The organism is Pseudomonas sp. TMW 2.1634 (assembly GCF_001703595.1).
Lineage (GTDB): Bacteria > Pseudomonadota > Gammaproteobacteria > Pseudomonadales > Pseudomonadaceae > Aquipseudomonas > Aquipseudomonas fragi.
This window is the reverse complement of sequence record NZ_CP016849.1, coordinates 1,886,644-1,911,559: the sequence shown is the minus strand read 5'-3', so window position 1 is coordinate 1,911,559 and position 24,916 is coordinate 1,886,644. Positions and strand designations below refer to the sequence as shown.

27 protein-coding genes are annotated in these 24,916 nt (G+C 61.6%); 24 read left to right on the top strand and 3 right to left on the bottom strand.

Annotated features, from left to right (window positions below):
* Window positions 1-3 precede the first annotated feature (3 nt).
* The 13 genes from flhF (at window position 4) to BFC21_RS09085 (ending at window position 12,052) form a co-directional block, all read left to right on the top strand.
* Window positions 4-1,326: a flagellar biosynthesis protein FlhF gene (flhF, locus tag BFC21_RS09145; protein ID WP_088377719.1), complete on the top strand. Its 1,323-nt coding sequence runs from the start codon at window positions 4-6 to the stop codon at window positions 1,324-1,326.
* 119 nt (window positions 1,327-1,445) lie between these two features.
* A complete protein-coding gene (fleN, locus tag BFC21_RS09140) occupies window positions 1,446-2,273 on the top strand; it encodes a flagellar synthesis regulator FleN (protein ID WP_016781547.1) in 828 nt (275 codons plus the stop codon).
* On the top strand, window positions 2,273-3,013 hold the full coding sequence (fliA, locus tag BFC21_RS09135) for an RNA polymerase sigma factor FliA (RefSeq protein ID WP_016781546.1): 741 nt from the start codon (window positions 2,273-2,275) through the stop codon (window positions 3,011-3,013). Before fleN ends, fliA begins: the two co-directional genes overlap by 1 nt.
* Window positions 3,014-3,209: 196 nt before the next feature.
* On the top strand, window positions 3,210-3,581 hold the full coding sequence (locus BFC21_RS09130; protein WP_162939305.1) for a chemotaxis response regulator CheY: 372 nt from the start codon (window positions 3,210-3,212) through the stop codon (window positions 3,579-3,581).
* Window positions 3,582-3,601: 20 nt separating this feature from the next.
* Complete coding sequence (locus BFC21_RS09125; protein ID WP_086797874.1) at window positions 3,602-4,390, top strand: protein phosphatase CheZ; 789 nt, start codon at window positions 3,602-3,604, stop codon at window positions 4,388-4,390.
* A 64-nt stretch (window positions 4,391-4,454) separates the two neighbouring features.
* Window positions 4,455-6,644: a chemotaxis protein CheA gene (locus BFC21_RS09120; protein WP_120265995.1), complete on the top strand. Its 2,190-nt coding sequence runs from the start codon at window positions 4,455-4,457 to the stop codon at window positions 6,642-6,644.
* 49 nt (window positions 6,645-6,693) lie between these two features.
* Entirely contained in the window at window positions 6,694-7,827 is a 1,134-nt protein-coding gene (locus BFC21_RS09115; protein WP_088377717.1) for a chemotaxis response regulator protein-glutamate methylesterase, read from the top strand.
* Window positions 7,827-8,567 (top strand): flagellar motor protein, encoded by a 741-nt coding sequence (locus tag BFC21_RS09110; protein WP_088377716.1) that lies wholly within the window; start codon window positions 7,827-7,829, stop codon window positions 8,565-8,567. Before BFC21_RS09115 ends, BFC21_RS09110 begins: the two co-directional genes overlap by 1 nt.
* Window positions 8,568-8,569: 2 nt before the next feature.
* Complete coding sequence (gene motD, locus BFC21_RS09105; protein ID WP_086797872.1) at window positions 8,570-9,460, top strand: flagellar motor protein MotD; 891 nt, start codon at window positions 8,570-8,572, stop codon at window positions 9,458-9,460.
* Between the two features lie 39 nt (window positions 9,461-9,499).
* Window positions 9,500-10,288, top strand: a complete 789-nt coding sequence (locus tag BFC21_RS09100) for a ParA family protein (protein WP_016781539.1) — start codon at window positions 9,500-9,502, stop codon at window positions 10,286-10,288.
* Window positions 10,289-10,372: 84 nt separating this feature from the next.
* Window positions 10,373-11,098 (top strand): CheW domain-containing protein, encoded by a 726-nt coding sequence (locus BFC21_RS09095; protein ID WP_088377715.1) that lies wholly within the window; start codon window positions 10,373-10,375, stop codon window positions 11,096-11,098.
* An 81-nt stretch (window positions 11,099-11,179) separates the two neighbouring features.
* A complete protein-coding gene (locus BFC21_RS09090; protein WP_016781537.1) occupies window positions 11,180-11,659 on the top strand; it encodes a chemotaxis protein CheW in 480 nt (159 codons plus the stop codon).
* Window positions 11,660-12,052, top strand: a complete 393-nt coding sequence (locus BFC21_RS09085) for a DUF2802 domain-containing protein (protein WP_016781536.1) — start codon at window positions 11,660-11,662, stop codon at window positions 12,050-12,052.
* Window positions 12,053-12,937: 885 nt separating this feature from the next.
* On the opposite strand, the gene BFC21_RS09065 is transcribed toward BFC21_RS09085, so the two are convergent.
* Window positions 12,938-13,798 (bottom strand): LysR substrate-binding domain-containing protein, encoded by an 861-nt coding sequence (locus BFC21_RS09065; protein WP_120265994.1) that lies wholly within the window; start codon window positions 13,796-13,798, stop codon window positions 12,938-12,940.
* A 108-nt stretch (window positions 13,799-13,906) separates the two neighbouring features.
* Here BFC21_RS09065 and BFC21_RS09060 point away from each other — a divergent pair, with 108 nt between their 5' ends.
* Both BFC21_RS09060 and BFC21_RS09055 read left to right on the top strand, forming a co-directional pair.
* The gene (locus BFC21_RS09060) at window positions 13,907-14,320 is read left to right on the top strand and encodes a VOC family protein (RefSeq protein ID WP_088377713.1); all 414 of its coding nucleotides are present in this window, start codon (window positions 13,907-13,909) and stop codon (window positions 14,318-14,320) included.
* A 30-nt stretch (window positions 14,321-14,350) separates the two neighbouring features.
* Window positions 14,351-15,631, top strand: coding sequence for an amidase (locus BFC21_RS09055; protein WP_120265993.1), 1,281 nt, complete (start codon window positions 14,351-14,353; stop codon window positions 15,629-15,631).
* Window positions 15,632-15,805: 174 nt separating this feature from the next.
* Here BFC21_RS09055 and BFC21_RS09050 read toward each other — a convergent pair whose 3' ends face one another.
* Window positions 15,806-16,123, bottom strand: a complete 318-nt coding sequence (locus BFC21_RS09050) for an EscU/YscU/HrcU family type III secretion system export apparatus switch protein (RefSeq protein WP_088377711.1) — start codon at window positions 16,121-16,123, stop codon at window positions 15,806-15,808.
* On the bottom strand, window positions 16,120-17,691 hold the full coding sequence (locus tag BFC21_RS09045) for a flagellar hook-length control protein FliK (RefSeq protein ID WP_120265992.1): 1,572 nt from the start codon (window positions 17,689-17,691) through the stop codon (window positions 16,120-16,122). The genes BFC21_RS09050 and BFC21_RS09045 overlap by 4 nt, the downstream gene beginning before the upstream one ends.
* Window positions 17,692-17,882: 191 nt before the next feature.
* On the opposite strand from BFC21_RS09045, the gene ccmA reads away from it, so the two are divergent.
* From ccmA to ccmI, 9 genes are all read left to right on the top strand, one after another.
* Entirely contained in the window at window positions 17,883-18,518 is a 636-nt protein-coding gene (gene ccmA, locus BFC21_RS09040) for a cytochrome c biogenesis heme-transporting ATPase CcmA (RefSeq protein WP_120266708.1), read from the top strand.
* A complete protein-coding gene (gene ccmB / locus BFC21_RS09035; protein WP_016781529.1) occupies window positions 18,515-19,183 on the top strand; it encodes a heme exporter protein CcmB in 669 nt (222 codons plus the stop codon). The genes ccmA and ccmB overlap by 4 nt, the downstream gene beginning before the upstream one ends.
* A gap of 84 nt (window positions 19,184-19,267) precedes the next feature.
* A complete protein-coding gene (locus tag BFC21_RS09030; RefSeq protein ID WP_169844141.1) occupies window positions 19,268-20,026 on the top strand; it encodes a heme ABC transporter permease in 759 nt (252 codons plus the stop codon).
* The gene (gene ccmD / locus BFC21_RS09025) at window positions 20,023-20,199 is read left to right on the top strand and encodes a heme exporter protein CcmD (RefSeq protein WP_120265991.1); all 177 of its coding nucleotides are present in this window, start codon (window positions 20,023-20,025) and stop codon (window positions 20,197-20,199) included. The genes BFC21_RS09030 and ccmD overlap by 4 nt, the downstream gene beginning before the upstream one ends.
* Entirely contained in the window at window positions 20,196-20,657 is a 462-nt protein-coding gene (gene ccmE / locus BFC21_RS09020; protein ID WP_016781527.1) for a cytochrome c maturation protein CcmE, read from the top strand. The genes ccmD and ccmE overlap by 4 nt, the downstream gene beginning before the upstream one ends.
* Entirely contained in the window at window positions 20,657-22,642 is a 1,986-nt protein-coding gene (locus BFC21_RS09015; RefSeq protein ID WP_162939304.1) for a heme lyase CcmF/NrfE family subunit, read from the top strand. The genes ccmE and BFC21_RS09015 overlap by 1 nt, the downstream gene beginning before the upstream one ends.
* Complete coding sequence (locus BFC21_RS09010) at window positions 22,639-23,175, top strand: DsbE family thiol:disulfide interchange protein (protein WP_088377708.1); 537 nt, start codon at window positions 22,639-22,641, stop codon at window positions 23,173-23,175. The genes BFC21_RS09015 and BFC21_RS09010 overlap by 4 nt, the downstream gene beginning before the upstream one ends.
* On the top strand, window positions 23,172-23,648 hold the full coding sequence (locus BFC21_RS09005; protein ID WP_016781524.1) for a cytochrome c-type biogenesis protein: 477 nt from the start codon (window positions 23,172-23,174) through the stop codon (window positions 23,646-23,648). The genes BFC21_RS09010 and BFC21_RS09005 overlap by 4 nt, the downstream gene beginning before the upstream one ends.
* Window positions 23,641-24,843, top strand: a complete 1,203-nt coding sequence (gene ccmI / locus BFC21_RS09000) for a c-type cytochrome biogenesis protein CcmI (protein WP_120265990.1) — start codon at window positions 23,641-23,643, stop codon at window positions 24,841-24,843. The genes BFC21_RS09005 and ccmI overlap by 8 nt, the downstream gene beginning before the upstream one ends.
* Window positions 24,844-24,916: the final 73 nt, after the last annotated feature.

Sequence of the window (24,916 nt, the reverse complement as noted above, 5' to 3'; positions counted from 1 at the left end):
TTTATGCAAGTGAAGCGATTTTTCGCCGCCGATATGCGTCAGGCCATGAAGCTGATTCGTGATGAGCTGGGGGCTGACGCCGCCATTATTGGCAACCGCCGCATCGCCGGGGGCGTTGAGTTGACCGCGGCCCTGGACTACAAGCTGTCCGCGCTGGCACCCCGGGTGCCGAACATTGAGCTGGAAGAAGAGCTGCGCAAGACCCAGTCGCGGATTGTCTCGGCCCAGGCCGAGTTGAGCCTGCGCGGGGAAGGCGAGGCCGCAGCGGGAGATAACCGCCAGTTGTTTGCCGGTTTGCCGCTGACCGCTGCCGAGCCGTTGATCGAGCCGACCCTTGAAGAACCGCCGCGCCCGGCACCTGCGCCGCCCGCGCCGACAGTCGATCAGCGCGCTTTTGACAATATGCGTCATGAGCTCAACGGTTTGCGCGAATTGCTGGAAGTGCAGCTGGGCTCGCTGGCCTGGAGCCAGTTGCAGGACGCCAAACCGGCCCAGGCCAATCTGTGGCGGCGCCTGCAGCGCATCGGCCTGTCGGGGCCGTTGTCCCGTGATCTGCTGGCGCAAGTGGCGGGCATCGAAGAGCCGCGCCAGGCCTGGCGGATGCTGCTGGCGCATCTGGCGCGGATGATCTCCACCCCCGAGCTGGAGCCGCTGGAAGAAGGCGGGGTGATTGCGATGGTAGGCCCGGCGGGGATGGGCAAGACCACCACCCTGGCCAAGCTGGCAGCCCGTTATGTGCTCAAGTACGGCGCGCAGAATATCGCCCTGGTGAGCATGGACAGTTTTCGCATTGGCGCCCAGGAGCAACTCAAGACCCTGGGGCGTATTTTGAATGTGCCGGTGACCCATGTGGCCCCCGGCCAGTCGCTGGGCCAGACCCTCGAACCGCTGGTGCGCAAGCGCGTGGTGCTGGTCGATACCGCGGGCCTGCAAGCCAGCGACCCGGCGTTGCGCCTGCAGCTCGAAAGCCTGGCCGGGCGCGGGATCAAGGCCAGGAATTACCTGGTCTTGGCCACCACCAGCCAAAAGCAGGTGCTGACGGCCGCGTACCTCAGTTACAAGCGTTGCGGGCTGGCCGGTTGCATCCTCACCAAACTGGATGAAACCGCAAGCCTGGGCGAAGTGTTGAGCCTGGCGATCAGCAACGAGCTACCGGTGGCGTACCTCACCGACGGCCCGCGGATCCCGGACGATCTTCACCTGCCGCGGCGTCACCAGTTGGTGAGCCGGGCAGTGAGTGTGCAAATGCAGGAAGAACCCAGCGAAGAGGCCATGGCCGACATGTTCGCTGATATCTACCACAGCCCGCCCAAACGGGTTGGCTGAGGTCGTCAAAATTACGTTGCAATGTACCTACATCGGCTGGTCTGAAGGTGTTGTTCCACTGGGGAACGCGCAGCCAACGCATGTAGCCGCGTCTAAGTAAGACAAGGTAAAGAAAGATCATGGGCAGCATGCATCCCGTACAGGTGATCGCAGTGACCGGCGGCAAGGGTGGCGTCGGTAAAACTAACGTGTCAGTCAACTTGTCCATCGCATTGGCCGAGCTGGGCAGGCGCGTTCTGTTGATGGACGCGGACCTTGGGCTGGCGAACGTCGATGTTTTGCTGGGCTTGACCCCGAAATTCACCCTGGCCGATGTGGTCGAGGGGCGTTGCGAGCTGCGCGACGTATTGCTCCAGGGCCCCGGCGGGATCCGCATCGTGCCAGCGGCCTCGGGTACCCAGAGCATGGTGCACCTGAGCCCGGCGCAGCATGCCGGTCTGATCCAGGCCTTCAGTGACCTGGGCGACAACCTGGATGTGCTGGTAATCGACACCGCCGCCGGGATCGGCGAGTCGGTGGTCAGCTTTGTGCGCGCCGCCCAGGAAGTGCTGTTGGTGGTGTGCGACGAGCCGACCTCGATCACCGACGCCTATGCGCTGATCAAGCTGCTCAACCGCGACTACGGCATGAACCGCTTCCGCGTGCTGGCCAACATGGCCCAGAGCCCGCAGGAAGGGCGCAACCTGTTCGCCAAGCTGACCAAGGTCACCGACCGCTTCCTCGATGTAGCCCTGCAGTATGTGGGCGCCGTGCCCTACGACGAATGCGTGCGCAAGGCGGTGCAAAAGCAGCGCGCTGTGTACGAAGCGTTCCCGCGTTCCAAGTGCTCACTGGCGTTCAAGGCCATTGCGCAAAAAGTCGATACCTGGCCGTTGCCCGCCAACCCCCGGGGTCACCTTGAGTTCTTTGTCGAACGTCTGGTGCAGCAGGCAGGGGGGCGCTTTTAATGACGGCCAGCGGTTACCGCATGTACAGCAAGTCGTCGCGCGACAGCCAGTACGAACTTATCGAGCGCTATGCGCCCCTGGTCAAGCGCATCGCCTACCACCTGCTGGCGCGTTTGCCGGCCAGTGTGCAGGTGGATGACCTGATCCAGGCCGGCATGATCGGCCTGCTCGAAGTCTCGGGTAAATACGACGCCAGCAAGGGCGCGAGTTTCGAGACCTACGCCGGTATCCGTATCCGTGGCGCGATGCTCGATGAGGTGCGCAAGGGTGACTGGGCGCCGCGCTCGGTACACCGCAATACGCGCATGGTCAGTGACGCAATTCGGGTAATTGAAGCAAAAACCGGTTGTGACGCTAAAGATCATGAGGTTGCGGCCGAACTCCAGTTAAGCCTTGACGATTATTACGCCATTTTGAATGACACCCTGGGCAGCCGCCTGTTCAGTTTTGATGACCTGTTGCAGGACGGCGAACACGAAGGGTTGCATGAAGATGGCGCAAGTGCCCATACGGAGCCGTCGCGCGACCTTGAAGACGAACGCTTCCAGGCCGCGCTGGCCGATGCGATTGCACACTTGCCCGAGCGTGAACGGCTGGTGCTGGCGCTGTACTACGACGAAGAACTGAACCTCAAGGAAATCGGCGAAGTGCTGGGGGTCAGCGAATCCCGTGTCAGCCAGTTGCACAGCCAGTGCGCGGCCCGCTTGCGGGCACGTTTGGGGCAGTGGCGCGCGCACTAGGGTCCTTGATACCTGTGGGAGCGGGCTTGCCCGCGATGGGGTCGACGCGGTGAATCAGTAACGCCGCGTCGTCCGCATCGCGGGCAAGCCCGCTCCCACAGTCGATTCTGGCTGTGTTTGAAAACGAATTGATTGAATGACGCGTTCAGCAGATGAGCGCGTTAAAGACTGCTTGGAGGTCGAATTGGACAAGAACATGAAAATCCTCATCGTTGATGATTTCTCAACGATGCGGCGGATCATTAAAAACCTGTTGCGTGACCTGGGGTTCACCAACACGGTCGAGGCGGACGACGGCACCACCGCGTTGCCGATCCTCAACCTGGGGCATATCGACTTTCTGGTGACGGACTGGAACATGCCGGGCATGACCGGCATCGAGTTGCTGCGCCATGTACGTGCCGACGAAAAACTCAAGCACTTGCCGGTGCTGATGGTGACCGCCGAAGCCAAGCGCGAGCAGATTATCGAAGCGGCCCAGGCCGGTGTTAATGGCTATGTGGTCAAGCCGTTCACGGCTATCGCACTCAAAGACAAAATCGAAAAGATCTTTGAACGCATCGGTTGATCGGTTGCCTTGGGGGCACTATGGAGCATAAAGATTGCACACAGGCCGATTTTGAATCGACCCTGAAAAAACATGCTCACGAATTGGTCGAAAGCCTTGAACGAGGCCAGTTTGGCGATGCCGTGCAGTTGATTCACGAGCTTAACCAGACCCGCGACCGCGGCCTGTATCGCGAAGTCGGCAAGCTGACCCGCGAACTGCACAGCGCCATTGTCAATTTCCATATTGATCCGAGCATGCCGCAAGCCGAAGAAGTGTCGCAGATCACGGATGCCACTGAACGTTTGGCTTATGTTGTGAAACTCACGGAAGCGGCAGCCAACCGGACCATGGACCTGGTGGAAAACAGCACGCCACTGGTCAACGGCCTGGGTCAGGAAGCCAAGGAACTGAGCGCGGATTGGGGGCGTTTTATGCGCCGCGAAATCGGTGCCGAAGAGTTTCGCGAGCTGGCGCGTCGGGTTGACAGTTTTTTGACGCGCAGTGAAACGCAAAACAACATCGTCTCCGCCAATTTGACAGACATCCTGCTGGCCCAGGATTTCCAGGATTTGACCGGTCAGGTGATCAAGCGCGTGACGCAACTGGTGACGGACGTGGAGAGCAATCTGCTCAAGCTGGTGTTGATGGCCAGCCAGGTCGATCGCTTTGCCGGCATCGAACACGACCGTGAAGCCTTGCGTGCAGAAAATAATTCGCAAAAAAACCAGGCCAAGGGTGAAGGTCCGCAGATTCATGCCGATACACGTAATGACGTCGTATCCGGTCAGGATGATGTAGACGATTTGTTGTCCAGTTTGGGTTTTTAGGTCTTGAAGAGGCGTGCGGGCGCTGTTGCCCGGCGTCGAAGAGCCTTTTTCAAGGAGCACGTACATGAGCTTCGGCGCCGATGAAGAAATCCTTCAGGATTTCCTGGTTGAAGCCGGCGAAATTCTGGAGTTGTTGTCCGAGCAACTGGTCGAGCTGGAAAGCCGACCGGATGATGCGGATCTGCTCAATGCCATTTTTCGCGGTTTTCACACTGTAAAAGGGGGCGCCGGCTTCCTCCAGCTCCACGAACTGGTGGAATGCTGCCATATCGCCGAGAACGTCTTCGACATCCTGCGCAAGGGTGAGCGCAGCGTCGACGCGGAGCTGATGGACGTGGTGCTTGAGGCCCTGGATGCGGTCAACGGCATGTTCAGTGAAGTGCGCGAGCGCAGCCCGATCACCGCCGCAACCCCCGAGTTGCTGGCGGCACTGGCGCGCCTGGCCGAGCCTGCTGCTGCGCCAGCAGTGGTGGCGCCAGTCGCAGCGCCAGTGCTGCAAGCGCCGGTGACCGATATCACCGACAGCGAATTTGAGCAGTTGCTTGACTCCCTCGATGCGGTCAAGGCGGCTGCGGCCGAGCCTGAGCCTGAGCCTGAGCCTGCGGTCCCGACAGAGCTTTCGGCCAGCGACGAAATCAGCGACGCCGAATTTGAACTGCTGCTCGACCAGTTGCACGGCAAGGGTCAGTTCTCCACACAGGCTGCGACGGTTGCCGTGGCGCCCGCTCAAGCCCCTGCGGCGCCTGCTGACGTCAGCAATGAAATCACCGACGACGAATTTGAAGCCTTGCTCGATCAGTTGCATGGCAAGGGTTCGTTCAATACCGATGCGCTGCCCGCTGCTGCCAGCGAGACACCTGCCGCACCGTCGGCCAGCGCCGCCGAGGCGAGTGCTGACCCCGACCTGATCAGCGATCACGAATTTGAAGCCCTGCTCGACGAGATGCACGGCAAAGGCAAGTTCAGTGCGGACTCGGCAACGGTGGTGGCCGCAGTAGCCCCGGCCAAGCCGGCTGCGGCAGCTGCGCGTCCGGCACCGGCCCGTGCTGCAGCGGCACCTGCGGAAAAACCGGTCGCCAGCGAAGCCGAAACCACCGTGCGCGTTGATACCGCGCGGCTGGATGACATCATGAATATGGTCGGCGAGCTGGTGCTGGTGCGTAACCGCCTGGTGCGCCTGGGCCTGAACAGCCATGACGAGGAGATGGCCAAGGCGCTGTCCAACCTCGATGTGGTCACCGCCGACCTGCAAACCGCCGTGATGAAAACGCGGATGCAGCCGATCAAGAAAGTCTTCGGCCGCTTCCCGCGGTTGGTGCGCGACCTGGCACGCCAGCTGAAAAAAGAAATCAGCCTGGAGCTGGTGGGCGAAGAAACCGACCTGGACAAAAACCTCGTCGAGGCCCTGGCCGACCCGCTGGTCCACTTGGTGCGCAACGCGGTCGACCACGGTTGTGAAACCCCGGAAGAACGCGCCGCCGCCGGCAAGCCGAGCTGTGGCCGGGTGATCCTGTCTGCCGAGCAGGAGGGCGACCATATCCTGCTGTCGATTTCCGATGACGGCAAAGGTATGGACGCCAATTTCCTGCGTTCCCTGGCCGTCAAAAAAGGCTTGATGGACAAGGACGCGGCCGATCGCCTGAGCGAAAACGACTGCTACAACCTGATTTTCGCCCCGGGCTTTTCGACCAAGACCGAAATCAGCGATGTGTCCGGACGTGGCGTGGGCATGGACGTGGTGAAAACCAAGATCGCCCAGCTTAACGGCTCGCTGAGCATCGAGTCGGCCCTGGGCCGTGGCTCGAAAATCGTCATCAAGGTGCCGCTGACCCTGGCCATTATGCCGACCCTGATGGTGATGCTGGGCAACCAGGCGTTTGCGTTCCCGCTGGTCAACGTCAACGAGATCTTCCACCTCGACCTGTCGCGCACCAATGTGGTCGACGGCCAGGAAGTGGTGATCGTGCGCGACAAGGCGCTGCCGCTGTTCTACCTCAAGCGCTGGCTGGTGGCGTCTGCCGCCCACGAAGAGCAGCGCGAAGGGCATGTGGTGATTCTGTCGATCGGCACCCAGCGCATCGGCTTTGTGGTCGACCAATTGGTTGGCCAGGAAGAAGTGGTGATCAAACCGCTGGGCAAAATGCTCCAGGGCACGCCAGGCATGTCGGGTGCCACCATCACCGGTGATGGTCGCATTGCCTTGATCCTGGATGTTCCGAGCATGCTCAAGCACTACGCATCACGGCGTATTTGATTCTGGTGAGTGGGGGCAGTGACGCCCCGCACCGCCTAACGGAGTGTTTATGGTAGTCAAGGTCCTGGTGGTGGATGATTCCGGTTTTTTCCGCCGCCGCGTCTCGGAAATTCTGTCGGCTGACCCGACCATTCAAGTGATCGGCACCGCCACCAATGGCAAGGAAGCGATTGATCAGGCCCTGGCCCTCAAGCCGGACGTGATCACTATGGATTACGAGATGCCGCTGATGGATGGCATCACGGCCGTGCGCCATATCATGCAGCGCTGCCCGACCCCGGTACTGATGTTCTCCTCGCTGACCCACGAGGGCGCCCGTGTCACCCTCGATGCGCTGGACGCCGGGGCGGTGGATTTCCTGCCGAAAAATTTCGAAGACATCTCGCGCAACCCCGAGAAGGTTAAACAGATGCTGTGTGAAAAAGTACACAGCATTTCGCGTAGCAACCGGCGCATGTCCAGCTACAGCGCACCGGCCCCTGTAGCGCCGGCTGCTGTGCCACGGCCTGCGCCGGGCGGTTTTGCCGCGCCCGCTGCGCAACCCGTACCCGCGCGTACCACACCGATTGCCAGCCGCAGTGCTGCCGGGCCTGTTGCGGCTTCTGGCGCGCCCAAGCGCAAGGCCTACAAACTGGTGGCCATTGGCACCTCGACCGGCGGGCCGGTGGCCTTGCAGCGTGTATTGACGCAGCTGCCGGGTAATTTCCCGGCGCCGATCGTCCTCGTGCAGCACATGCCGGCAGCGTTTACCAAGGCCTTTGCCGAGCGTCTGGACAAACTCTGCCGCATCAGCGTCAAGGAAGCCGAGGACGGCGATATCCTGCGCCCGGGCCTGGCCCTGCTGGCACCCGGCGGCAAGCAGATGATGATCGACGGTCGCGGTGCGGTACGCATCCTGCCGGGCGATGAGCGCCTGAACTACAAGCCGTGCGTGGATATCACCTTCGGCTCGGCGGCCAAGTCCTTTGGTGACAAAGTATTGGCGGTGGTCTTGACCGGCATGGGCGCCGATGGCCGTGAAGGCGCGCGCATGCTCAAGCAGGGCGGCAGCCAGGTGTGGGCACAGGACGAAGCCAGTTGCGTGATCTACGGCATGCCGATGGCCATCGTCAAGGCCAGCCTGGCCGATGCGGTGTACAGCCTGGATGACATTGGCCGCCATCTGGTGGAGGCCTGCCACTGATGGACGTGCTCAGCCTGATTGGCATCATCATGGCGTTTGTCGCGATTATCGGCGGCAATTACCTGGAGGGCGGCCATCTCGGTGCCCTGGCCAATGGCCCGGCGGCGTTGATCGTGCTGGGCGGGACGGTGGGGGCGGCGTTGTTGCAGTCGCCCATGAGCGCTTTCAAACGGGCGATGCACAGCGTGGTGTGGATCTTGTTCCCGCCGCGTATCGACATGACGGGCGGCATCGATCGCGTGGTTAACTGGAGCCTGACAGCGCGCAAGGAAGGCTTGCTGGGCCTGGAAGGCGTGGCCGATACCGAGCCCGACAGCTATTCGCGCAAGGGCCTGCAATTGCTGGTCGACGGCGTGGAGCCGGAAACCATCCGCAGCGTGCTGGAAGTCGATTACCTGACCCAGGAAAGCCGCGATATCGAGGCCGCCAAAGTGTTTGAAAGCATGGGCGGCTATGCGCCGACCATTGGCATCATCGGCGCGGTGATGGGCTTGATCCATGTGATGGGCAACCTGGCCGACCCGGGGCAACTGGGCAGCGGCATTGCCGTGGCGTTTGTCGCGACCATTTACGGCGTGGCCAGCGCCAACCTGGTGTTGCTGCCCATTGCCAGCAAGCTCAAGGCGATTGCCATGCGCCAGTCGCTGTACCGCGAGATGTTGCTCGAAGGCATCCTGTCGATTGCCGAGGGCGAGAACCCGCGTTCCATTGAACTCAAACTGCAAGGCTTTACGGGTTAACTATGAGCCGGCGCCGCCGCCACGCGGATGAACACGTCAATCACGAACGTTGGCTGGTGTCCTACGCGGACTTCATCACCTTGCTGTTTGCCTTTTTCGTGGTCATGTACTCGATTTCCTCGATCAATGAAGGCAAGTACCGGGTGATTTCCCAGGCCCTGGTCGGGGTTTTCAATGATGCCGAGCGCAGCATCAAGCCGGTGCCCATCGGTGAAGAGCGCCCGCTGACCACCCAGCCCGCCGAGCCGTTGATCAAAGACAGCGAAAATACCGACGCCGGTTTGGGCCAGAGGCCCGATGACCCGCTCAAGACCATTGCCAATGACATCACCAACGCTTTTGGCGATCTGATCGCGTCCAAACAATTGACGGTGCGGGGCAATGAGTTGTGGGTCGAGATCGAGCTCAACTCCAGCCTGCTGTTCGGCAGCGGCGATGCGATGCCCAGCAATGCGGCCTTCGAGATCATCGACAAGGTGGCTGCAGTCCTTAAACCATTTGAAAACCCGATCCATGTCGAAGGTTTTACTGACGACCTGCCGATCCGTACTGCGCAGTACCCGACCAACTGGGAGCTGTCCTCGGCACGTTCGGCGAGCATCGTGCGGATGCTCGCGATGCAGGGCGTCAACCCCGGGCGCATGGCGTCGGTGGGCTACGGCGAATTCCAGCCGGTGGCCAATAACGCCACGCCAGAGGGGCGCGCGCTCAATCGCCGGGTGGTGCTGGTGGTGTCGCGCAACCTTGAGGTGCGCCGCAGCCTGACCGGCACGGGTACCGCCCATGCAACACCGGATGCCGCCCTCAAGCGGGCTGGCACACAAACTGCACCGCCACAGACACAGCCACTGGTTCGCGGGAATGCCGTCAATTCTCCGTCACCACCCCTATAAATCTCGGCCGGCACGCATGCAGCCGGGAGGAACAACTGAATGAGAGTCTGGGCAGTAGCCAATCAAAAAGGTGGGGTCGGCAAGACCACCACATCCATCGCCCTGGCCGGTTTGCTGGCAGAGGCGGGCAAACGTGTGGTGATTGTCGATCTCGACCCGCACGGTTCCATGACCAGCTACTTCGGTTATGACCCCGATGGTCTGGAGCACAGCGTCTACGACCTGTTTCTGCATCAGGGCCAGGTGCCCGAAGGCCTGGCGGCGCAACTGCTGCTGCCCACCAGCCACGAAAAAATCGCCTTGCTGCCCGCCACCACGGCACTGGCAACCCTGGAGCGTCAGGCTCCGGGGCAAAGCGGCCTGGGCCTGGTGATTGCCCGCAGTCTGGCGCAACTGTGGCAGGACTATGATTACGCGATCATCGACAGCCCGCCGATTCTGGGGGTGCTGATGGTCAATGCGCTGGCGGCCAGCCAGCAGTTGATTATCCCGGTGCAGACCGAGCATCTGGCGCTCAAGGGCCTGGAGCGCATGGTGCATACCCTGCGCATGATCAACCGTTCGCGCCCCCAGGAGCTGCCGTTCTGCATCGTGCCGACGTTGTTCGACCGGCGTACCCAGGCGTCGATGAGCACCTTGCGGGTGTTGCGTGATGTGTATCCCGACACCCTGTGGCAGGGCTTTATCCCGGTCGATACCCGTTTGCGCGATGCCAGCCGGGCAGGGCAGACGCCTTCGCAGTTCGATGACAAAACCCGTGGGGTGATCGCCTACCGTGCATTGCTCAAGCACGTCCTGACCCGCCAGCTTGCACCGCAGGTGGCGTGAGGTGGGCGGCTATTCAAGTATCGGTCGGGTCTGGCCGATAACGACTACAGGTCTCTGTCACGAGGCTGTTGAGTGGGGCACTTTATGACGCAGCCAGTAGCACTTTCCAACCGTTCGCAAGTGGCCTTGCAGTCGTATCTCGACGATTTGCTGTTCGATGCTACCCAGGCTGAAGCGGCCGGACCCGTGCCGGTGGAGCCGCTGGCCGAGCCAGCGCTTGAAGCCATCGACGAGGCACCGCTGGCAATGCCGGTCGAGCTGGAGCAAGTAGGGGTGCCGGCCGAGGCGTTGGCCCATCCGCTGGTCGAGGTGCATCGGCCCAGCGCACCGGGTGCGCATTTGCCAATCCCCGATGACGGCCGCCCGGCGTGGGCTGGCGAACCCTTCGAATGCCTGTTGTTCGACGTGGCCGGCCTGACGCTGGCGGTGCCGCTGGTGTGCCTGGGTTCGATTTACTCCCTGGCCGGGCGTGAACTGACCCCGCTGTTCGGTCAACCGGACTGGTTTTTGGGGATCCTGCCGAGCCAGAGCGGCAAGCTCAATGTTTTGGACACCGCACGCTGGGTGATGCCAGAGCGCTATCGCGAGGATTTTCGCGAAGGCCTGCAATACGTTATTTCGGTGCAGGGCTACGAATGGGGGCTGGCGGTGCATCAGGTCAGCCGTTCGTTGCGCCTGCACCCCAACGAGATCAAGTGGCGCTCCCAGCGCGGGCAACGCCCGTGGCTGGCGGGCACCGTGATAGAACACATGTGCGCGTTGCTGGACGTGGAGCAACTGGCGGCATTGATTGCCAAGGGCAAGTCATAACAATAATTGTGGTTGGCTCACCGGTGAAGGCGAGGCGCCAGTTATCAGAATCGAGCAGTATTTCAGTCAGGGGTTTGGGGTATGAAACAGTCAGCGGCACAGGGTTCTGAAGATCCGATCCTGCAATGGGTTACCTTCAAGCTGGACAACGAGACCTACGGCATCAACGTGATGCAGGTGCAGGAAGTGCTGCGTTACACCGAAATCGCACCGGTACCGGGTGCGCCTTCCTACGTGTTGGGCATCATCAACCTGCGCGGCAACGTGGTCACGGTTATCGATACCCGTCAGCGTTTTGGTCTGTATAACGCCGAAATCACCGATAACTCACGGATCGTCATCATTGAAGCCGACAAGCAAGTGGTCGGGATTCTGGTTGATAGCGTGGCAGAGGTGGTGTATCTGCGTCAGTCCGAGATCGAGACGGCGCCTAACGTAGGCAATGACGAATCGGCCAAGTTTATCCAGGGCGTGTGCAACAAGAACGGCGAGCTGCTGATTCTGGTCGAGCTGGACAAAATGATGACCGAGGAAGAATGGTCGGATCTGGAGAACATCTGATTGATCCTTGAGGCGGCGGTAATCGTCCTGGGCCTGCTGTGGGCCGTGACCCTGTGGCTGTTTATCAGCCATGTGCGGCGCCAGCGCGTGCTGGCGGCGCAACAGGCGGCGGGCGATGAACAGCGTGACCGGCGCCTGCGGGAACTGACGCGGCGCCTGGACACCTACCAGAACGGTAATGTGCAAATGGGCGAAGCCCTGCATGAACTGCGTGCCGTTGTAGCGCCGCTGCCTGAGAAACTCACCCAGCTGGAACAGCGCGACCCCACCAGCCTGTCGTTCAACCAGGCGGCGCGGCTGGTGAGCATGGGGGCCAGTGTCGACGAGCTGACCCAGGCCTGCGGCCTGACCCAGGCTGAGGCCGAACTGATGAGCAAGATGTACAAGGGCTGAGCAGGACAATCTTGTGCTCATGGTGCTGCTGACGTGCAGCCGCTGACGAGCGCAGCGAGGCTGCGAGGCTGCGCTCGGCGGCGTAGCCGTCGCAAAACAAGACACCTGCGGTGTATCAGTTGCATTCGGCATTCAGGCTTGCGGCCGCTTCGCGCCCGATCGCAGCCTCGCTGCGCTCGTCAGCGGCTACAACTCCAGCAGCACCTGCTGCAACGCCCTGACCATTCGCCGCCGTGGCCCTTGGGCATGGCTGAGCAGCACAATCTTGTACTCATGGTAATGATGACGCGTAGCCGTCGCAAAACAAGACACCTGCGGTGTATCAGTTGCATTCGGCATTCAGGTTTACGGCCGCTTCGCGCCCGATCGCAGCCTCGCTCCGCGAGTCAGCTGCTACAACTCCAGCAGCGCCTGCTGCAACACCCTGACCATTCGCCGCCGTGGCCCCTGGGCATGGCTGAGCAGCACAATCTTGTACTCATGGTAATGATGACGCGTAGCAGCTGACGAGCGTAGCGAGGCTGCGATCGGCGGCGTAGCCGTCGCAAAACAAGACACCTGCGGTGTATCAGTTGCATTCGGCATTCAGGTTTGCGGCCGCTTCGCGCCCGATCGCAGCCTCGCTCCGCGAGTCAGCGGCTACAACTCCAGCAGCGCCTGCTGCAACGCCCCAACCATTCGCCGCCGTGGCCCTTGGGCATGGCTGAGCAGCACAATCTTGTACTCATGGTAATGATGACGCGTAGCAGCTGACGAGCGTAGCGAGGCTGCGATCGGCGGCGTAGCCGTCGCAAAACAAGACACCTGCGGTGTATCAGTTGCATTCGGCATTCAGGTTTACGGCCGCTTCGCGCCCGATCGCAGCCTCGCTGCGCTCGTCAGCGGCTACAACTCCAGCAGCGCCTGCTGCAACGCCCCGACCATTCGCCGCCGTGGCCCCTGGGCATGGCTGAGCAGCACAATCCTGCGGTCATACCGCTCATCACCCACCGGCTCCACGACACAACTGCCGGTCCAGCGCTCGATCCCCGACCAGCAAGGCACCAGGCTCACCCCCAGCCCCTCGGCTGTCAGCAACGCAATGGTTTCCAGGGCATCCAGGTCCAGCAGGGCAGCGGGTGACAGGTGGTGATCCTGCAGGTATTGCAGGGCATGGCGGCCACCCCAGGCGTCGGGGTCGTATTGAATATACGGGCTGTTCTGCAGGCGGCTGTCGATGCTCTTGTCCGTCTGCTCACGGGCGATAAACACCAGGGCTTCCTCGCGCAGCAACACCGCATCGAAGGCCTTGCTCAGGGCAAACGGCGGGGCAACCACGATGGCGGCATCCAGCTCACCGGCTTCGAGTGCCTGATACAGCGCGCGTGACGTGCCGGGCACTATCACCGGTTTCAATTGCGGGGTTGAACGGGTCAATGCGCGTAAAGCCTGGGGCAGAAGCCCTGTGAGCACGGTTGAAATGGCGCCGATGCGCAAGGGCCCGGTCAGGCCCTGGCTGTCGGCATCACCCGCCAGCAGGGCCACTTCATTCACAATGGCGCGTGCCCTGGGCAGCAAGTCCATACAGGCCAGGCTGGGTTTGGCTTCATGCCCGACGCGCACCAGAAGCGCCATGCCCAGTTGCCGTTCAAGCGCCACAATACGCTGGCTGATTGCGGCAGCCGTAAGGTTCTCCAGGCGTGCCGCCTTGGCGATCGAGCCGCAATCCACCACGGCAATCAGGCTTTTGAGGTAGCGGGTATCCATAAGAATTTCTTTCGTTCACGGATAAAATAACAGGTTAGCTCCATTGAAGCCGGCGATGCATCATTTGTACAACGGCCATCTGGCCTGTTCCGGTTTCAGGAGGTCACTGTGCAATCGCTTTTTCATTTCGCCTATCACGTTCATGACCTGGTCTCGGCGCGGCGCTTTTACTGCGACGTGCTGGGCTGCGCGGAGGGGCGCAGCACGGAAAGTTGGGTGGATATCGACTTTTTCGGTCATCAATTGTCGTTGCATCTGGGCGAGCCCTTTGCTGTCAGCCATAGCGGCAAAGTCGGCGAGCACTGGGTGCCCATGCCGCATTTCGGCGTGGTACTGGCCCTGCCTGACTGGCACGCCCTCAAGGAGCGCCTGCTCAGCCATGACGTGCAGTTTGTATTGGCGCCGACCCTGCGTTTTGCCGGGACGGCGGGGGAGCAGGCGACGATGTTTTTCCTTGACCCCTCGGGCAACCCGATCGAAATCAAGGGCTTTGCCGATTGGGCATCCGTGTATGCCGTGTAATGCAAACGTGATTGGAGGAAAAACACAGCCATGATTCTTCTTGACCAAGCAGATGCCCACTCGATTGCCGAACAGGTGCGCACGGCGCGCCTGAGCCCCGGGGTGGTGGCCGAGCACTTCCTGACGCAAACCGATGCCCGGGAAGCCGCCATCCAGGCCTTCGTGGCCCACGACCCCCAGCGCGTGCGCAAGCAGGCGCAGGGCCTGAGCAGCCCGCGTCTCAACGGTGTGCTGGCCGGTGTGCCGGTGGGCATCAAGGACATCATCGATACCTGCGACCACCCCACAGCCTTTTATTCGCCGATCTACGCCAATAACTGGCCCTCGCGGGATGCCCATGTGGTTGCCCTGCTGCGTCAGGCCGGGGCGGTGATCATGGGTAAAACCCATACCACTGAATTTGCCTACATGAAGACCGGGCCGACGCGTAATCCCCATGATCTGCGCAGGACGCCGGGCAGCTCCAGTGCCGGTTCTGCGGCGGGTATGGCGGCAGGCTTTTTTGCGCTGGCACTGGGTACGCAAACGGCGGGTTCGTTGCTCAAGCCAGCTTCTTATTGCGGGTTGTATGCGTTCAAGCCGTCCCACGGGCTGGTTTCCCTGGAAGGGGTCAAGCCGCTGGCACCGAGCTTCGACACGTTGGGCTGGTATGGCCGCTCGGTTCGCGACCTGGCGCTGCTCGCCAGGGTATTGGTGCCCGGCCTGGCGCAAACGAACAGGGAGAGTGGCGCCCGATCATTCGGATTTTGTCGTACGTCGCGTTGGGATCAGATCGATCCGCTGGTGGCTAAAGCCTTGCTGGCAGCTATCGAACACTTGAAAACCGCAGGCCACAGCGTGACCGAGGTGGTCCTGGAGGACGAGTTTGCCAGTGTGTTTGATGATCATCAGTTGATCAATGACTGCGAGGGTGCCCGTTCACTGAGCAAGGAATGGCAATCGAGCCCGGAAGCGCTTAGCCCGCAAGTGCTGGCCATGATCGAGCGGGGGCGGGCTACGACCTGGGATCAGGAAACGGCGGCCAGGAGCCGGCTGGCGGCGTTGGCACCGATACTGAAAGCGCATTTTGAACCCTTCGACGCGATGCTGGGTGCCACCTGCGGCATGGTTGCGCCGCTGGGGCTGGAGAGCACAGGGCCATCAGACTTCTGCAAGTGCTGGATGGCATTTGGCCTGCCTCAGATCAACATCCCGTTGCCACGTGGGCAGGGGGAGTTGCCGGTGGGACTGCAAGTGATCGGTGGGTTTCGCCAGGACAGTATGCTGCTTGAGGCTGCGCAGCAGGTGGACATGGTCATTTCCGGCCTGTAGCCGCTGACGAGCGCAGCGAGGCTGCGTCCGGCGGCGTAGCCGTCGCAAAGTCAGACACTTCGGTGTGTCAGGCAAATTGAGTGCTCAGGTTTCACGACGGCTGCGTCGGGGTGCCGCATCACGCCGAACGCAGCCTCGCTCCGCTCGTCAGCTGCTACGAGGGCAACAGAGTGTTTAACGGGGGGTGATGTCCCGTTCCTGCGGCTCGGCCTGCGGGTCAAAACCCTGCGGGAACTTGCCTTTAAGCTGCCAGGCAAAGGCAATAATCTCTGCCAGGGTGCGGTACAGCTCTTGCGGGATGCTGTCGCCCAATTCCATGCGCGCCAGTAATTTGACCAGCTCGGCATTTTCGTAAATTGGCACTTCGTATTCGCGGGCCAGCGCCAGGATGGCTTCGGCCAGTTCGTCATCACCCTTGGCGGTGAGGGTAGGGGCCTGCTTGCCGTCGTATTTAAGGGCGATTGCCTGGCGTGGTTCGGCAGGTGTATTCATGCGGTTTCATCCACCCAGCGTTGTTCCAGACGGGTATGGCCACTTTGTGGCGGGGTACCTTGATGGCAATCCAGATCGGTCACGCTCAATCCGGCATCACTCAGGCGCTGGCGCAAGGCGCCCAACTGGCTTTCGATCAGGCTTGCAGTGTACGCCTGCTCGGCCCACAACTGGCCCGACAGGTTGCCGCGCAGCAGCTGCGCCTGCACATGCAGCGGGCCCAGCGGGGCCAGGTCGAAGGCCAGCTCCACGCGCCACAGTTGATCCTTGATTTCCCGGGATTCGGGTTTGTCTTGCGCTTGTTTTTCCGGCGGATCTTCACGCTGGAACTTGACCTGTAACGGCACGATGTCGTGGGCATTGCGCATGGGGATTTCCAGTTGCCAGGTGGTCAGTACCCCGCCATCGGCGGTGCGCCCGCTCTGTTCCAGGCTGGACAGCTGATGGCTTTGCAGGCGTGACACGGCCGCTGCGGCCAGTTTCAGCAGGTTTTCCAGGCTGTCTTCACCTTCGCCGCTTTGCAACAACCGCTGGGGCAGCGGGAAGCCGCCGGGCTGCGGTTTGGCGCTGACCTGGCCAAGCATGCCCAGGGCATTGCGCACAAAAGTCGGCAGGGCCTGGGCCTGGGTGCTGGCGGCCATGCCGGGGTTGAAGCTGGTGCTGGCCGGCAGGCCGGGCAGGATCTGCGCAATCAGGCGCAGCAAGGTGGCTTTCATGTCCGGGGCCAGTGCCTGGGCTTGCCCGCTCAGCAACCGCGCCTCCAGAAAGGCGCCGCTGTTGAGCAGGGCATCGCCTAGGCCCTTGGCGTTGCTCAATTGCGCGGGTGCAGGCAAACCGGCCAGTAGTTTGTCGATGGAGGTACGCAGTTCGGCAGGCATGTCGGTACTGGCCGGCAGTTTTTGCAGGGCGTTGAGCAGGCCCTCCAGCGAGCCTTGCCGGCGCTGTTGTGTTGCCAGTTGTTGCGCTACTGCCAGTTGCTCCTGACGCCCGCTCAGTGGCACAAAGTTGAGGCTCTGCGGGCCATCCACCCGTGCACTGAGCAAACTGCCGATCCGCAAGGGCTGCGGGCTGTCCAGGGTCAGGGTGCTGCCGCTCAGCGGGCTGTTGAGCAGGGTCACCAGCGAACGGTAAACCGCCGCTTGCCCGGCAGGTTGCGCCAGTGCCTGGGTGGTCAGGACCTTGCCTTGCAGCAGGGTGCCCACGGGCAGTTGTTGGGTGTCGAGGCGAGTCAGGGTGGCGACGCTGCTGCTCAGTGCCTGTTGCAGGCTGATCGCCAGGTTGCCCGCCGAAGGTTGGGTCACGGCCAGTTGGGTGCCCAGCGGCAGGGGGAAATTGCTGCTGGCCTGCACGTTGGCTTCGCGGCCACCGGCCAGGGTCAGCTTGAGCAAAAGCTGGAAGGTCAGGTCGTTCTGCTTGAGCGCCAGCACCTCGGCCTGGGCACTCTGGCCGGGTCTTATCAGGCCCTCGGCAGGTTGCAGCAACTTGAGCACTTCACCGCCCACAAGCCCCTGACGCACACTGCTGGGGGCGGGTTGTGGGATGGGTGGAATATTCATGTCGCCTTTCATCGTAACAACCTGTCGAAATTGCCCTCTTTAGCGTAGGACATGGCATGTATAATGCGGCCCCGTCGTTCAGAGCGCATAAAAAGAACGCAATTGTTTGATCCAGCTCTCTGAAACAGGCCGCAAATGCATTTATCCTGCATCACTTTAACGGCCATGCCTGCGCCGACTTGAACCGTGAAGGCCTCAATTACGTGACCAGCCCTCTTTTAGAAGCCGTAGCGCTCGCCTGTGAGCGTGACTGGCGGATGTTGTTCGAAGATCTCGAACTGCGCCTGGCCAGCGGCGACATGCTGCAAATCAGCGGCCCCAACGGCAGCGGCAAAACCAGCCTGCTGCGTTTGTTGGCGGGCCTGATGCAGCCCACGGCTGGCGAAGTGCGGCTCAACGGTCTGGCCCTGAACGCCCAACGCCATGAATTGACCAGCAACCTGCTGTGGATCGGCCATGCGGCCGGGATCAAGGATTTGCTTAGCGCCGAAGAAAACCTCAGCTGGCTGTGTGCCCTGCATCGCCCGGCAACCCGCGAGGCCATCTGGGCGGCGCTGGCGCAGGTGGGCCTCAAGGGCTTCGAGGATGTACCGTGCAACACCCTGTCGGCCGGGCAGCAGCGACGCGTGGCGCTGGCGCGGTTGTATCTGGACAGCCCGCCACTGTGGATTCTCGACGAGCCGTTTACCGCGCTCGACAAACAAGGCGTGGCGCAACTCGAAGAGCACCTGGCCCGGCATTGCGAAAGTGGCGGCATGGTGGTGCTTACCACACACCATACCTTGGCCCGCATGCCGGCCGGTTACCGCAATATCGACCTGGGGCAGTGGGCTGTATGAGTGTGTTTGCTGTGTTGGTGGCGCGCGAAGCGCGTTTGCTGTTTCGCCGCCCGGCCGAATTGGCCAACCCGTTGGTGTTCTTTGCGATAGTGATCGCGATGTTTCCGCTGGCCGTCGGCCCGGAGACTAAATTGTTGCAAACCTTGTCTCCTGGCCTGCTGTGGGTCGCGGCCCTTTTAGCGGTTTTGCTCTCGCTGGACGGGCTTTTTCGCAGTGATTTCGAGGACGGATCGCTGGAGCAGTGGGTCCTTTCGTCGCACCCCCTGCCTCTACTGGTGCTGGCCAAAGTGCTGGCACACTGGGCGTTTTCCGGCCTGGCGCTGGTTATCCTGTCACCCCTGCTGGCCCTGATGCTCGGGCTGCCGGTGGCGTGCCTGCCGGTGTTGCTGATGTCGTTGCTGCTGGGCACGCCGGTGTTGAGCCTGCTCGGTGCCGTGGGCGCTGCCCTGACCGTGGGCCTCAAGCGTGGCGGCTTGCTGCTGGCGCTACTGATTCTGCCTTTGTATATCCCGGTATTGATCCTGGGCAGTGGCGCCCTGCAGGCGGCCTTGCAAGGCATGCCTGCAACCGGTTACTTGCTGTGGCTTGGTAGCCTGACCGCCCTGGCTGTAACCCTGACACCCTTTGCAATAGCTGCCGGCCTGAAAATCAGCGTCGGCGAATAATGAGGTCTGGCCTGCATGGGCCAGTAAAGACCCTGGCTGGCATGACAGCACACCTGTCGTGACCGGCACCGTGATGGAAGCAGCGTGATGAACTGGACTTGGTTTCACAAACTCGGCTCGCCCAAATGGTTCTATGCCATCAGTGGGCGGCTGTTGCCGTGGTTAAGCATTGCCGCCGTGCTGCTGATCACCTGCGGGGTGGTCTGGGGCCTGGCCTTTGCACCGCCGGACTACCAGCAGGGCAACAGCTTCCGCATCATCTATATCCATGTTCCTGCGGCCATGCTGGCGCAGTCCTGCTATGTGATGCTGGCGGTGTGCGGGGTGGTGGGGCTGGTGTGGAAGATGAAAATCGCCGACGTGGCCCTGCAATCAGCGGCCCCCATTGGCGCCTGGATGACTGCCGTGGCGTTGGTCACCGGTGCGGTGTGGGGCAAGCCGACCTGGGGCTCGTGGTGGGTCTGGGATGCGCGCCTGACCTCGATGCTGATCCTGCTGTTCCTGTACTTCGGCCTGATTGCCCTGGGCAACGCCATCACCAATCGCGACAGCGCGGCCAAGGCTTGCGCGGTGCTGGCGATTGTGGGCGTGATCAATATCCCGATCATCAAGTACTCGGTGGAGTGGTGGAACACCCTGCACCAGGGCGCGACCTTTACCCTCACCGAAAAACCGGCCATGCCCGTGGAAATGTGGATGCCGCTGCTGCTCACGGTGCTGGGCTTTTATTGCTTCTTTGGTGCGGTGCTGCTGTTGCGCATGCGCCTCGAAGTGCTCAAGCGCGAGGCCCGCAGCAGCTGGGTCAAGGCTGAGGTGTTGAAAGCCCTGGAGGGTGCGCGATGAGTTTTGCTTCTTTTGGCGACTTTCTCGCCATGGGCCATCACGGGGTGTATGTCTGGTCGGCCTATGGCATTTGCCTGGCGGTGCTGGGGTTGAACGTGGCACTGCCAATCATGGCGCGCCGGCGTTATCTGCAACAAGAGGCGCGTGGTTTGCGTCGGGAGAATTCGAAGTGAATCCGCTGCGCAAAAAACGCTTGATCATCATCCTGGCGATTCTGGTAGGGGTCGGCGCTGCCGTGGCCCTGGCCCTGAGCGCCTTGCAGCAGAACATCAACCTGTTTTACACCCCGACCCAGATCGCCAATGGCGAAGCGCCATTGGATACCCGCATTCGTGCCGGTGGCATGGTCGAGGACGGTTCGCTCAAGCGTTCGGGTGACTCGCTGGACGTGCAATTTGTGGTCACCGACTTTAACAAGTCCGTGACCATCCAGTATCGCGGCATCCTCCCCGACCTGTTCCGTGAAGGGCAGGGCATCGTCGCGCTGGGCAAGCTCAATGCCCAGGGCGTGGTGGTGGCTGACGAGGTGCTGGCCAAGCACGACGAAAAATACATGCCGCCCGAAGTGACCAAGGCGCTGAACGAAAGTGGCCAATCCGCGCCTGTGCCTGCAAGTGAGGGTAAGTACTGATGTCTGGACTCTATTTCCCGGAATTGGGCCATCTGGCCATGATTCTGGCCCTGTGTTTTGCCATCGTGCAGGCCATCGTCCCGCTGCTGGGCGCCTGGCGTGGTGACAAGTTGTGGATGAGCCTGGCGCAACCCGCCGCCTGGGGGCAATTTGCCTTCTTGTTGTTCTCCTTTGGCTGCCTGACCTACGCCTTTATGGCCGATGACTTTTCGGTGGCGTATGTAGCCAGCAACTCCAACAGCGCGCTGCCGTGGTACTTCAAGTTCAGCGCGGTATGGGGTGCCCACGAAGGTTCACTGCTGTTGTGGGCGATGATCCTCGGTGGCTGGACCTTCGCCGTGTCGATCTTCTCGCGGCAGTTGCCGCAAGTGATGCTGGCCCGGGTGCTGGCGATCATGGGCATGATCAGTGTCGGCTTCCTGCTGTTCCTGATCCTGACTTCTGATCCTTTCGTGCGTGTGCTGCCGCAGATTCCTTCGGATGGCAACGACCTTAACCCGCTGTTGCAGGATATCGGCCTGATTGTTCACCCGCCGATGCTGTACATGGGTTATGTCGGTTTCTCCGTGGCCTTTGCCTTCGCCATCGCCGCCTTGCTCGGCGGGCGGCTGGACGCTGCCTGGGCACGCTGGTCGCGGCCGTGGACCATCGTGGCGTGGGCCTTCCTGGGTATCGGCATCACCCTCGGTTCGTGGTGGGCTTACTACGAGCTTGGCTGGGGCGGCTGGTGGTTCTGGGACCCGGTGGAGAACGCCTCGTTCATGCCGTGGCTGGTAGGTACGGCGCTGATTCACTCGCTGGCCGTGACCGAAAAACGCGGTGTGTTCAAAAGCTGGACCGTTCTGCTGGCGATTGCCGCGTTTTCCCTGAGCCTGCTGGGTACATTCCTGGTGCGTTCCGGCGTGTTGACCTCGGTGCATGCGTTCGCCTCCGACCCTGAGCGCGGCGTATTTATCCTGATCTTCCTGCTGTTTGTGGTCGGCGGTTCGCTGACCCTGTTTGCCCTGCGTGCGCCCGTGGTCAAAAGCCATGTCAGCTTCAAGCTGTGGTCACGCGAGACCCTGCTGCTGGGCAACAACCTGATCCTGGTGGTGGCCGCGTCGATGATTCTGCTCGGCACCCTGTACCCGCTGATTCTGGATGCCATCAGTGGCGCCAAGATGTCGGTGGGCCCGCCGTACTTCAACGCGTTGTTTATCCCGCTGATGGCTTTGCTGATGGTGGTAATGGCAATCGGCGTGCTGGTGCGCTGGAAAGACACACCGGTCAAATGGCTGTTGGGCATGCTCACCCCCGTACTGCTGGGCAGCGCCGCGCTGTCGGCCATTGCCGGGGTGGCCTATGGCGACTTCAACTGGGCGGTACTGACCACCTTTATGCTGGCGGCCTGGGTGCTGCTGGCCGGGGTGCGCGACATCGGTGACAAAACCCGCCACAAGGGCCTGATCAAAGGCGTGCGCAGCCTGACCCGCAGCTACTGGGGCATGCAGATTGCCCACCTGGGTATCGCCGTGTGTGCGCTGGGGGTGGTGTTGTCGAGCCAGCACAGTGCCGAGCGCGACTTGCGCCTGGCACCGGGCGAGTCGATGGAGCTGGGCGGTTATCACTTTATTTTTGAAGGCGCCAAGCACTTCCAGGGTCCGAACTTTACGTCGGACAAAGGCACGGTGCGGGTGATCCGCAACGGCAAGGAAGTCAGCGTACTGCACCCGGAAAAACGCCTGTACACGGTGCAGAACTCGATGATGACCGAAGCCGGCATCGATGCCGGTTTCACCCGTGACCTCTATGTTGCGTTGGGCGAGCCCCTGGACAACGGCGCCTGGGCCGTGCGGGTGCATGTGAAGCCGTTTGTGCGCTGGATCTGGTTCGGTGGCCTGCTCACAGGGTTTGGTGGACTGCTGGCAGCGATGGACCGTCGCTACCGGGTCAAGGTTAAAAGCCGCGTGCGTGAAGCACTGGGCATGACAGGAGCCACGGCATGAGACGTTGGTTGATGCTGGTCCCGCTGGCCGTTTTTCTCGGTATGGCGTGGTTTCTCTACCGCGGTTTGTATCTGGACCCGACCGAGCTGCCGTCGGCGATGATCGACAAGCCGTTCCCGGCCTTCAGCCTGCCTTCGGTGGAGGGGGACAAAACCCTCACCGAGGCTGACCTCAAGGGCAAGCCTGCGCTGGTCAACGTGTGGGCCACCTGGTGCATTTCGTGCCGGGTCGAGCACCCGGTGCTGACCAAACTGGCCGATCAGGGTGTGCTGATCTACGGCGTGAACTACAAAGACGTCAATGAAGATGCGAAGAAGTGGCTCAAGGATTTCCACAACCCTTATCAGCTCGACATCAACGACGCAGACGGCTCCCTGGGCCTGAACCTGGGCGTGTACGGCGCACCGGAGACGTTCCTGATCGACAGCAAGGGCATCATCCGCCACAAGTTTGTCGGCGTGATCGACGAGACCGTGTGGCGCGAGCAGCTTGCCGGTAAATATCAGGCACTGGTTGACGAGGCCAAACCATGAAGCGCTGGCTAGCCGCCGTGGTGTTCGGTTTGACCCTGACCGGGGTTGCCCATGCCGCCATCGACACCTATGAGTTTGCCAACGACGCCGAGCGCGACCGTTTTCGCGAGCTGACCAAGGAATTGCGTTGCCCCAAGTGTCAGAACCAGGACATCGCCGACTCCAACGCTCCGATTGCCACTGACCTGCGCCGCGAGATCTATCGCATGCTCGGCGAGGGCAAGGACAACCAGCAGATCCTCGATTTCATGGTCGCCCGCTACGGCGATTTCGTGCTCTACAAACCGGCCCTGACCAGCAAGACCGCCGTGCTCTGGTTTGGCCCGCTGGCCCTGCTGGTGGGCGGTCTGGTGGTGATTGGCGTCATCGTCGGGCGCCGTCGTCGTACAGGGCAGGTTGCAGGCTCGGACACACTTTCTGCCGAGGAGCGCAAGCGCCTCGACACTTTGCTGGATAAAACCCAAGATGATTGATTTCTGGCTCGCAGCAGGCTTGCTGCTACTGATAGCCCTCAGCTTTCTATTGATCCCGGTTTTGCGCGGGCGCCGTGCCCAGCGCGAAGAAGACCGTACCGCTTTGAACGTTGCCTTGTACCAAGAGCGGGTGGCCGAGTTGAAAGCCCAGCGCGAAGAGGGCGTGTTGACCGCCGAACAGTTCGAAACCGGCCGTGCCGAAGCGGCCCGCGAACTGCTCGCGGACACCGAAGGCGTGGCGCCGGGGCGGGTGTCCAGCCTGGGCAAGGCCATTCCGTTGTTGGCGGCAGTGCTGGTGCCGGTACTGGGCTTGAGCCTGTACCTGCATTTTGGTTCCAGCGACAAGGTCGAACTGACCCGCGAATTCTCCCAGCCGCCACAATCCCTTGAAGAAATGGTCGCGCGCCTTGAACGTGCCGCTGCTGCACAACCGGATTCGGCCGAAGGCCTGTACTTTCTGGGCCGTGCCTATATGGCGCAAAACCGTCCGGCGGATGCGGCCAGGGTGTTCGAGCGCGCGGCCAACCTGGCCGGTCGTCAGCCCGAGTTGCTGGGCCAGTGGGCACAGGCGCAGTACTTTGCCGACGATAAAAAGTGGAGCGACAAGATCCAGGCGCTGACCGATGAAGCCTTGAAGGCCGACCCGAAGGAAGTCACCAGCCTGGGCCTGCTGGGCATTGCCGCCTTTGAGGACCAGCGTTTCGAACAAGCCATTGGCTATTGGCAACGGCTGATGACCGAACTGCCCGAAGGCGACGCCTCCCGTGCGGCTCTGGAAGGCGGTATCGCCAAGGCCCGTGAGCAACTGCTGGCCAGCGGTGGCAAGGTCGAGGCTGCGCCGGTGGCCAAGGCCCAGGCATCGATCAAGGTCAGCGTGGATCTGGCTGACGCGGTCAAGGCCAGCGTCTTGCCGGGCGACAGCGTGTTCATCTTCGCCCGGGCGGTCTCCGGGCCACCGGCACCGCTGGCGGTAAAGCGCGTGACCGTGGCCGACCTGCCGATCACCGTTGAACTGGGCGATGTCGACGCAATGATGCCGCAATTGAAACTGTCCAACTTCCCTGAAGTCCAACTGATGGCACGCATCTCCCGTGCTGGCCAGCCGACAGCAGGCGAATGGGTAGGGCGCAGCGAGCCGCTGGCCAGCAGCACCCAGGCGTTGCAGCAACTGACCATCGACAGTCCGGATAAATAAACGCCCTGAATGTGGGAGCGGGCTTGCTCGCGATACAGGCGACGCGATCTTGCTCAGAGCCCGCGTCGCCTGT

Bases quoted from the DNA above. Each gene is read 5' to 3' on its own strand.
- flhF (WP_088377719.1), top strand. From the start codon at position 4: ATGCAAGTGAAGCGATTTTTCGCCGCCGATATGCGTCAGGCCATGAAG.
- fleN (WP_016781547.1), top strand. From the start codon at position 1,446: ATGGGCAGCATGCATCCCGTACAGGTGATCGCAGTGACCGGCGGCAAG.
- fliA (WP_016781546.1), top strand. From the start codon at position 2,273: ATGACGGCCAGCGGTTACCGCATGTACAGCAAGTCGTCGCGCGACAGC.
- BFC21_RS09130 (WP_162939305.1), top strand. From the start codon at position 3,210: ATGAAAATCCTCATCGTTGATGATTTCTCAACGATGCGGCGGATCATT.
- BFC21_RS09125 (WP_086797874.1), top strand. From the start codon at position 3,602: ATGGAGCATAAAGATTGCACACAGGCCGATTTTGAATCGACCCTGAAA.
- BFC21_RS09120 (WP_120265995.1), top strand. From the start codon at position 4,455: ATGAGCTTCGGCGCCGATGAAGAAATCCTTCAGGATTTCCTGGTTGAA.
- BFC21_RS09115 (WP_088377717.1), top strand. From the start codon at position 6,694: ATGGTAGTCAAGGTCCTGGTGGTGGATGATTCCGGTTTTTTCCGCCGC.
- BFC21_RS09110 (WP_088377716.1), top strand. From the start codon at position 7,827: ATGGACGTGCTCAGCCTGATTGGCATCATCATGGCGTTTGTCGCGATT.
- motD (WP_086797872.1), top strand. From the start codon at position 8,570: ATGAGCCGGCGCCGCCGCCACGCGGATGAACACGTCAATCACGAACGT.
- BFC21_RS09100 (WP_016781539.1), top strand. From the start codon at position 9,500: ATGAGAGTCTGGGCAGTAGCCAATCAAAAAGGTGGGGTCGGCAAGACC.
- BFC21_RS09095 (WP_088377715.1), top strand. From the start codon at position 10,373: ATGACGCAGCCAGTAGCACTTTCCAACCGTTCGCAAGTGGCCTTGCAG.
- BFC21_RS09090 (WP_016781537.1), top strand. From the start codon at position 11,180: ATGAAACAGTCAGCGGCACAGGGTTCTGAAGATCCGATCCTGCAATGG.
- BFC21_RS09065 (WP_120265994.1), bottom strand. From the start codon at position 13,798: ATGGATACCCGCTACCTCAAAAGCCTGATTGCCGTGGTGGATTGCGGC.
- BFC21_RS09055 (WP_120265993.1), top strand. From the start codon at position 14,351: ATGATTCTTCTTGACCAAGCAGATGCCCACTCGATTGCCGAACAGGTG.
- BFC21_RS09050 (WP_088377711.1), bottom strand. From the start codon at position 16,123: ATGAATACACCTGCCGAACCACGCCAGGCAATCGCCCTTAAATACGAC.
- BFC21_RS09045 (WP_120265992.1), bottom strand. From the start codon at position 17,691: ATGAAAGGCGACATGAATATTCCACCCATCCCACAACCCGCCCCCAGC.
- ccmB (WP_016781529.1), top strand. From the start codon at position 18,515: ATGAGTGTGTTTGCTGTGTTGGTGGCGCGCGAAGCGCGTTTGCTGTTT.
- ccmD (WP_120265991.1), top strand. From the start codon at position 20,023: ATGAGTTTTGCTTCTTTTGGCGACTTTCTCGCCATGGGCCATCACGGG.
- BFC21_RS09015 (WP_162939304.1), top strand. From the start codon at position 20,657: ATGTCTGGACTCTATTTCCCGGAATTGGGCCATCTGGCCATGATTCTG.
- BFC21_RS09010 (WP_088377708.1), top strand. From the start codon at position 22,639: ATGAGACGTTGGTTGATGCTGGTCCCGCTGGCCGTTTTTCTCGGTATG.
- BFC21_RS09005 (WP_016781524.1), top strand. From the start codon at position 23,172: ATGAAGCGCTGGCTAGCCGCCGTGGTGTTCGGTTTGACCCTGACCGGG.
- ccmI (WP_120265990.1), top strand. From the start codon at position 23,641: ATGATTGATTTCTGGCTCGCAGCAGGCTTGCTGCTACTGATAGCCCTC.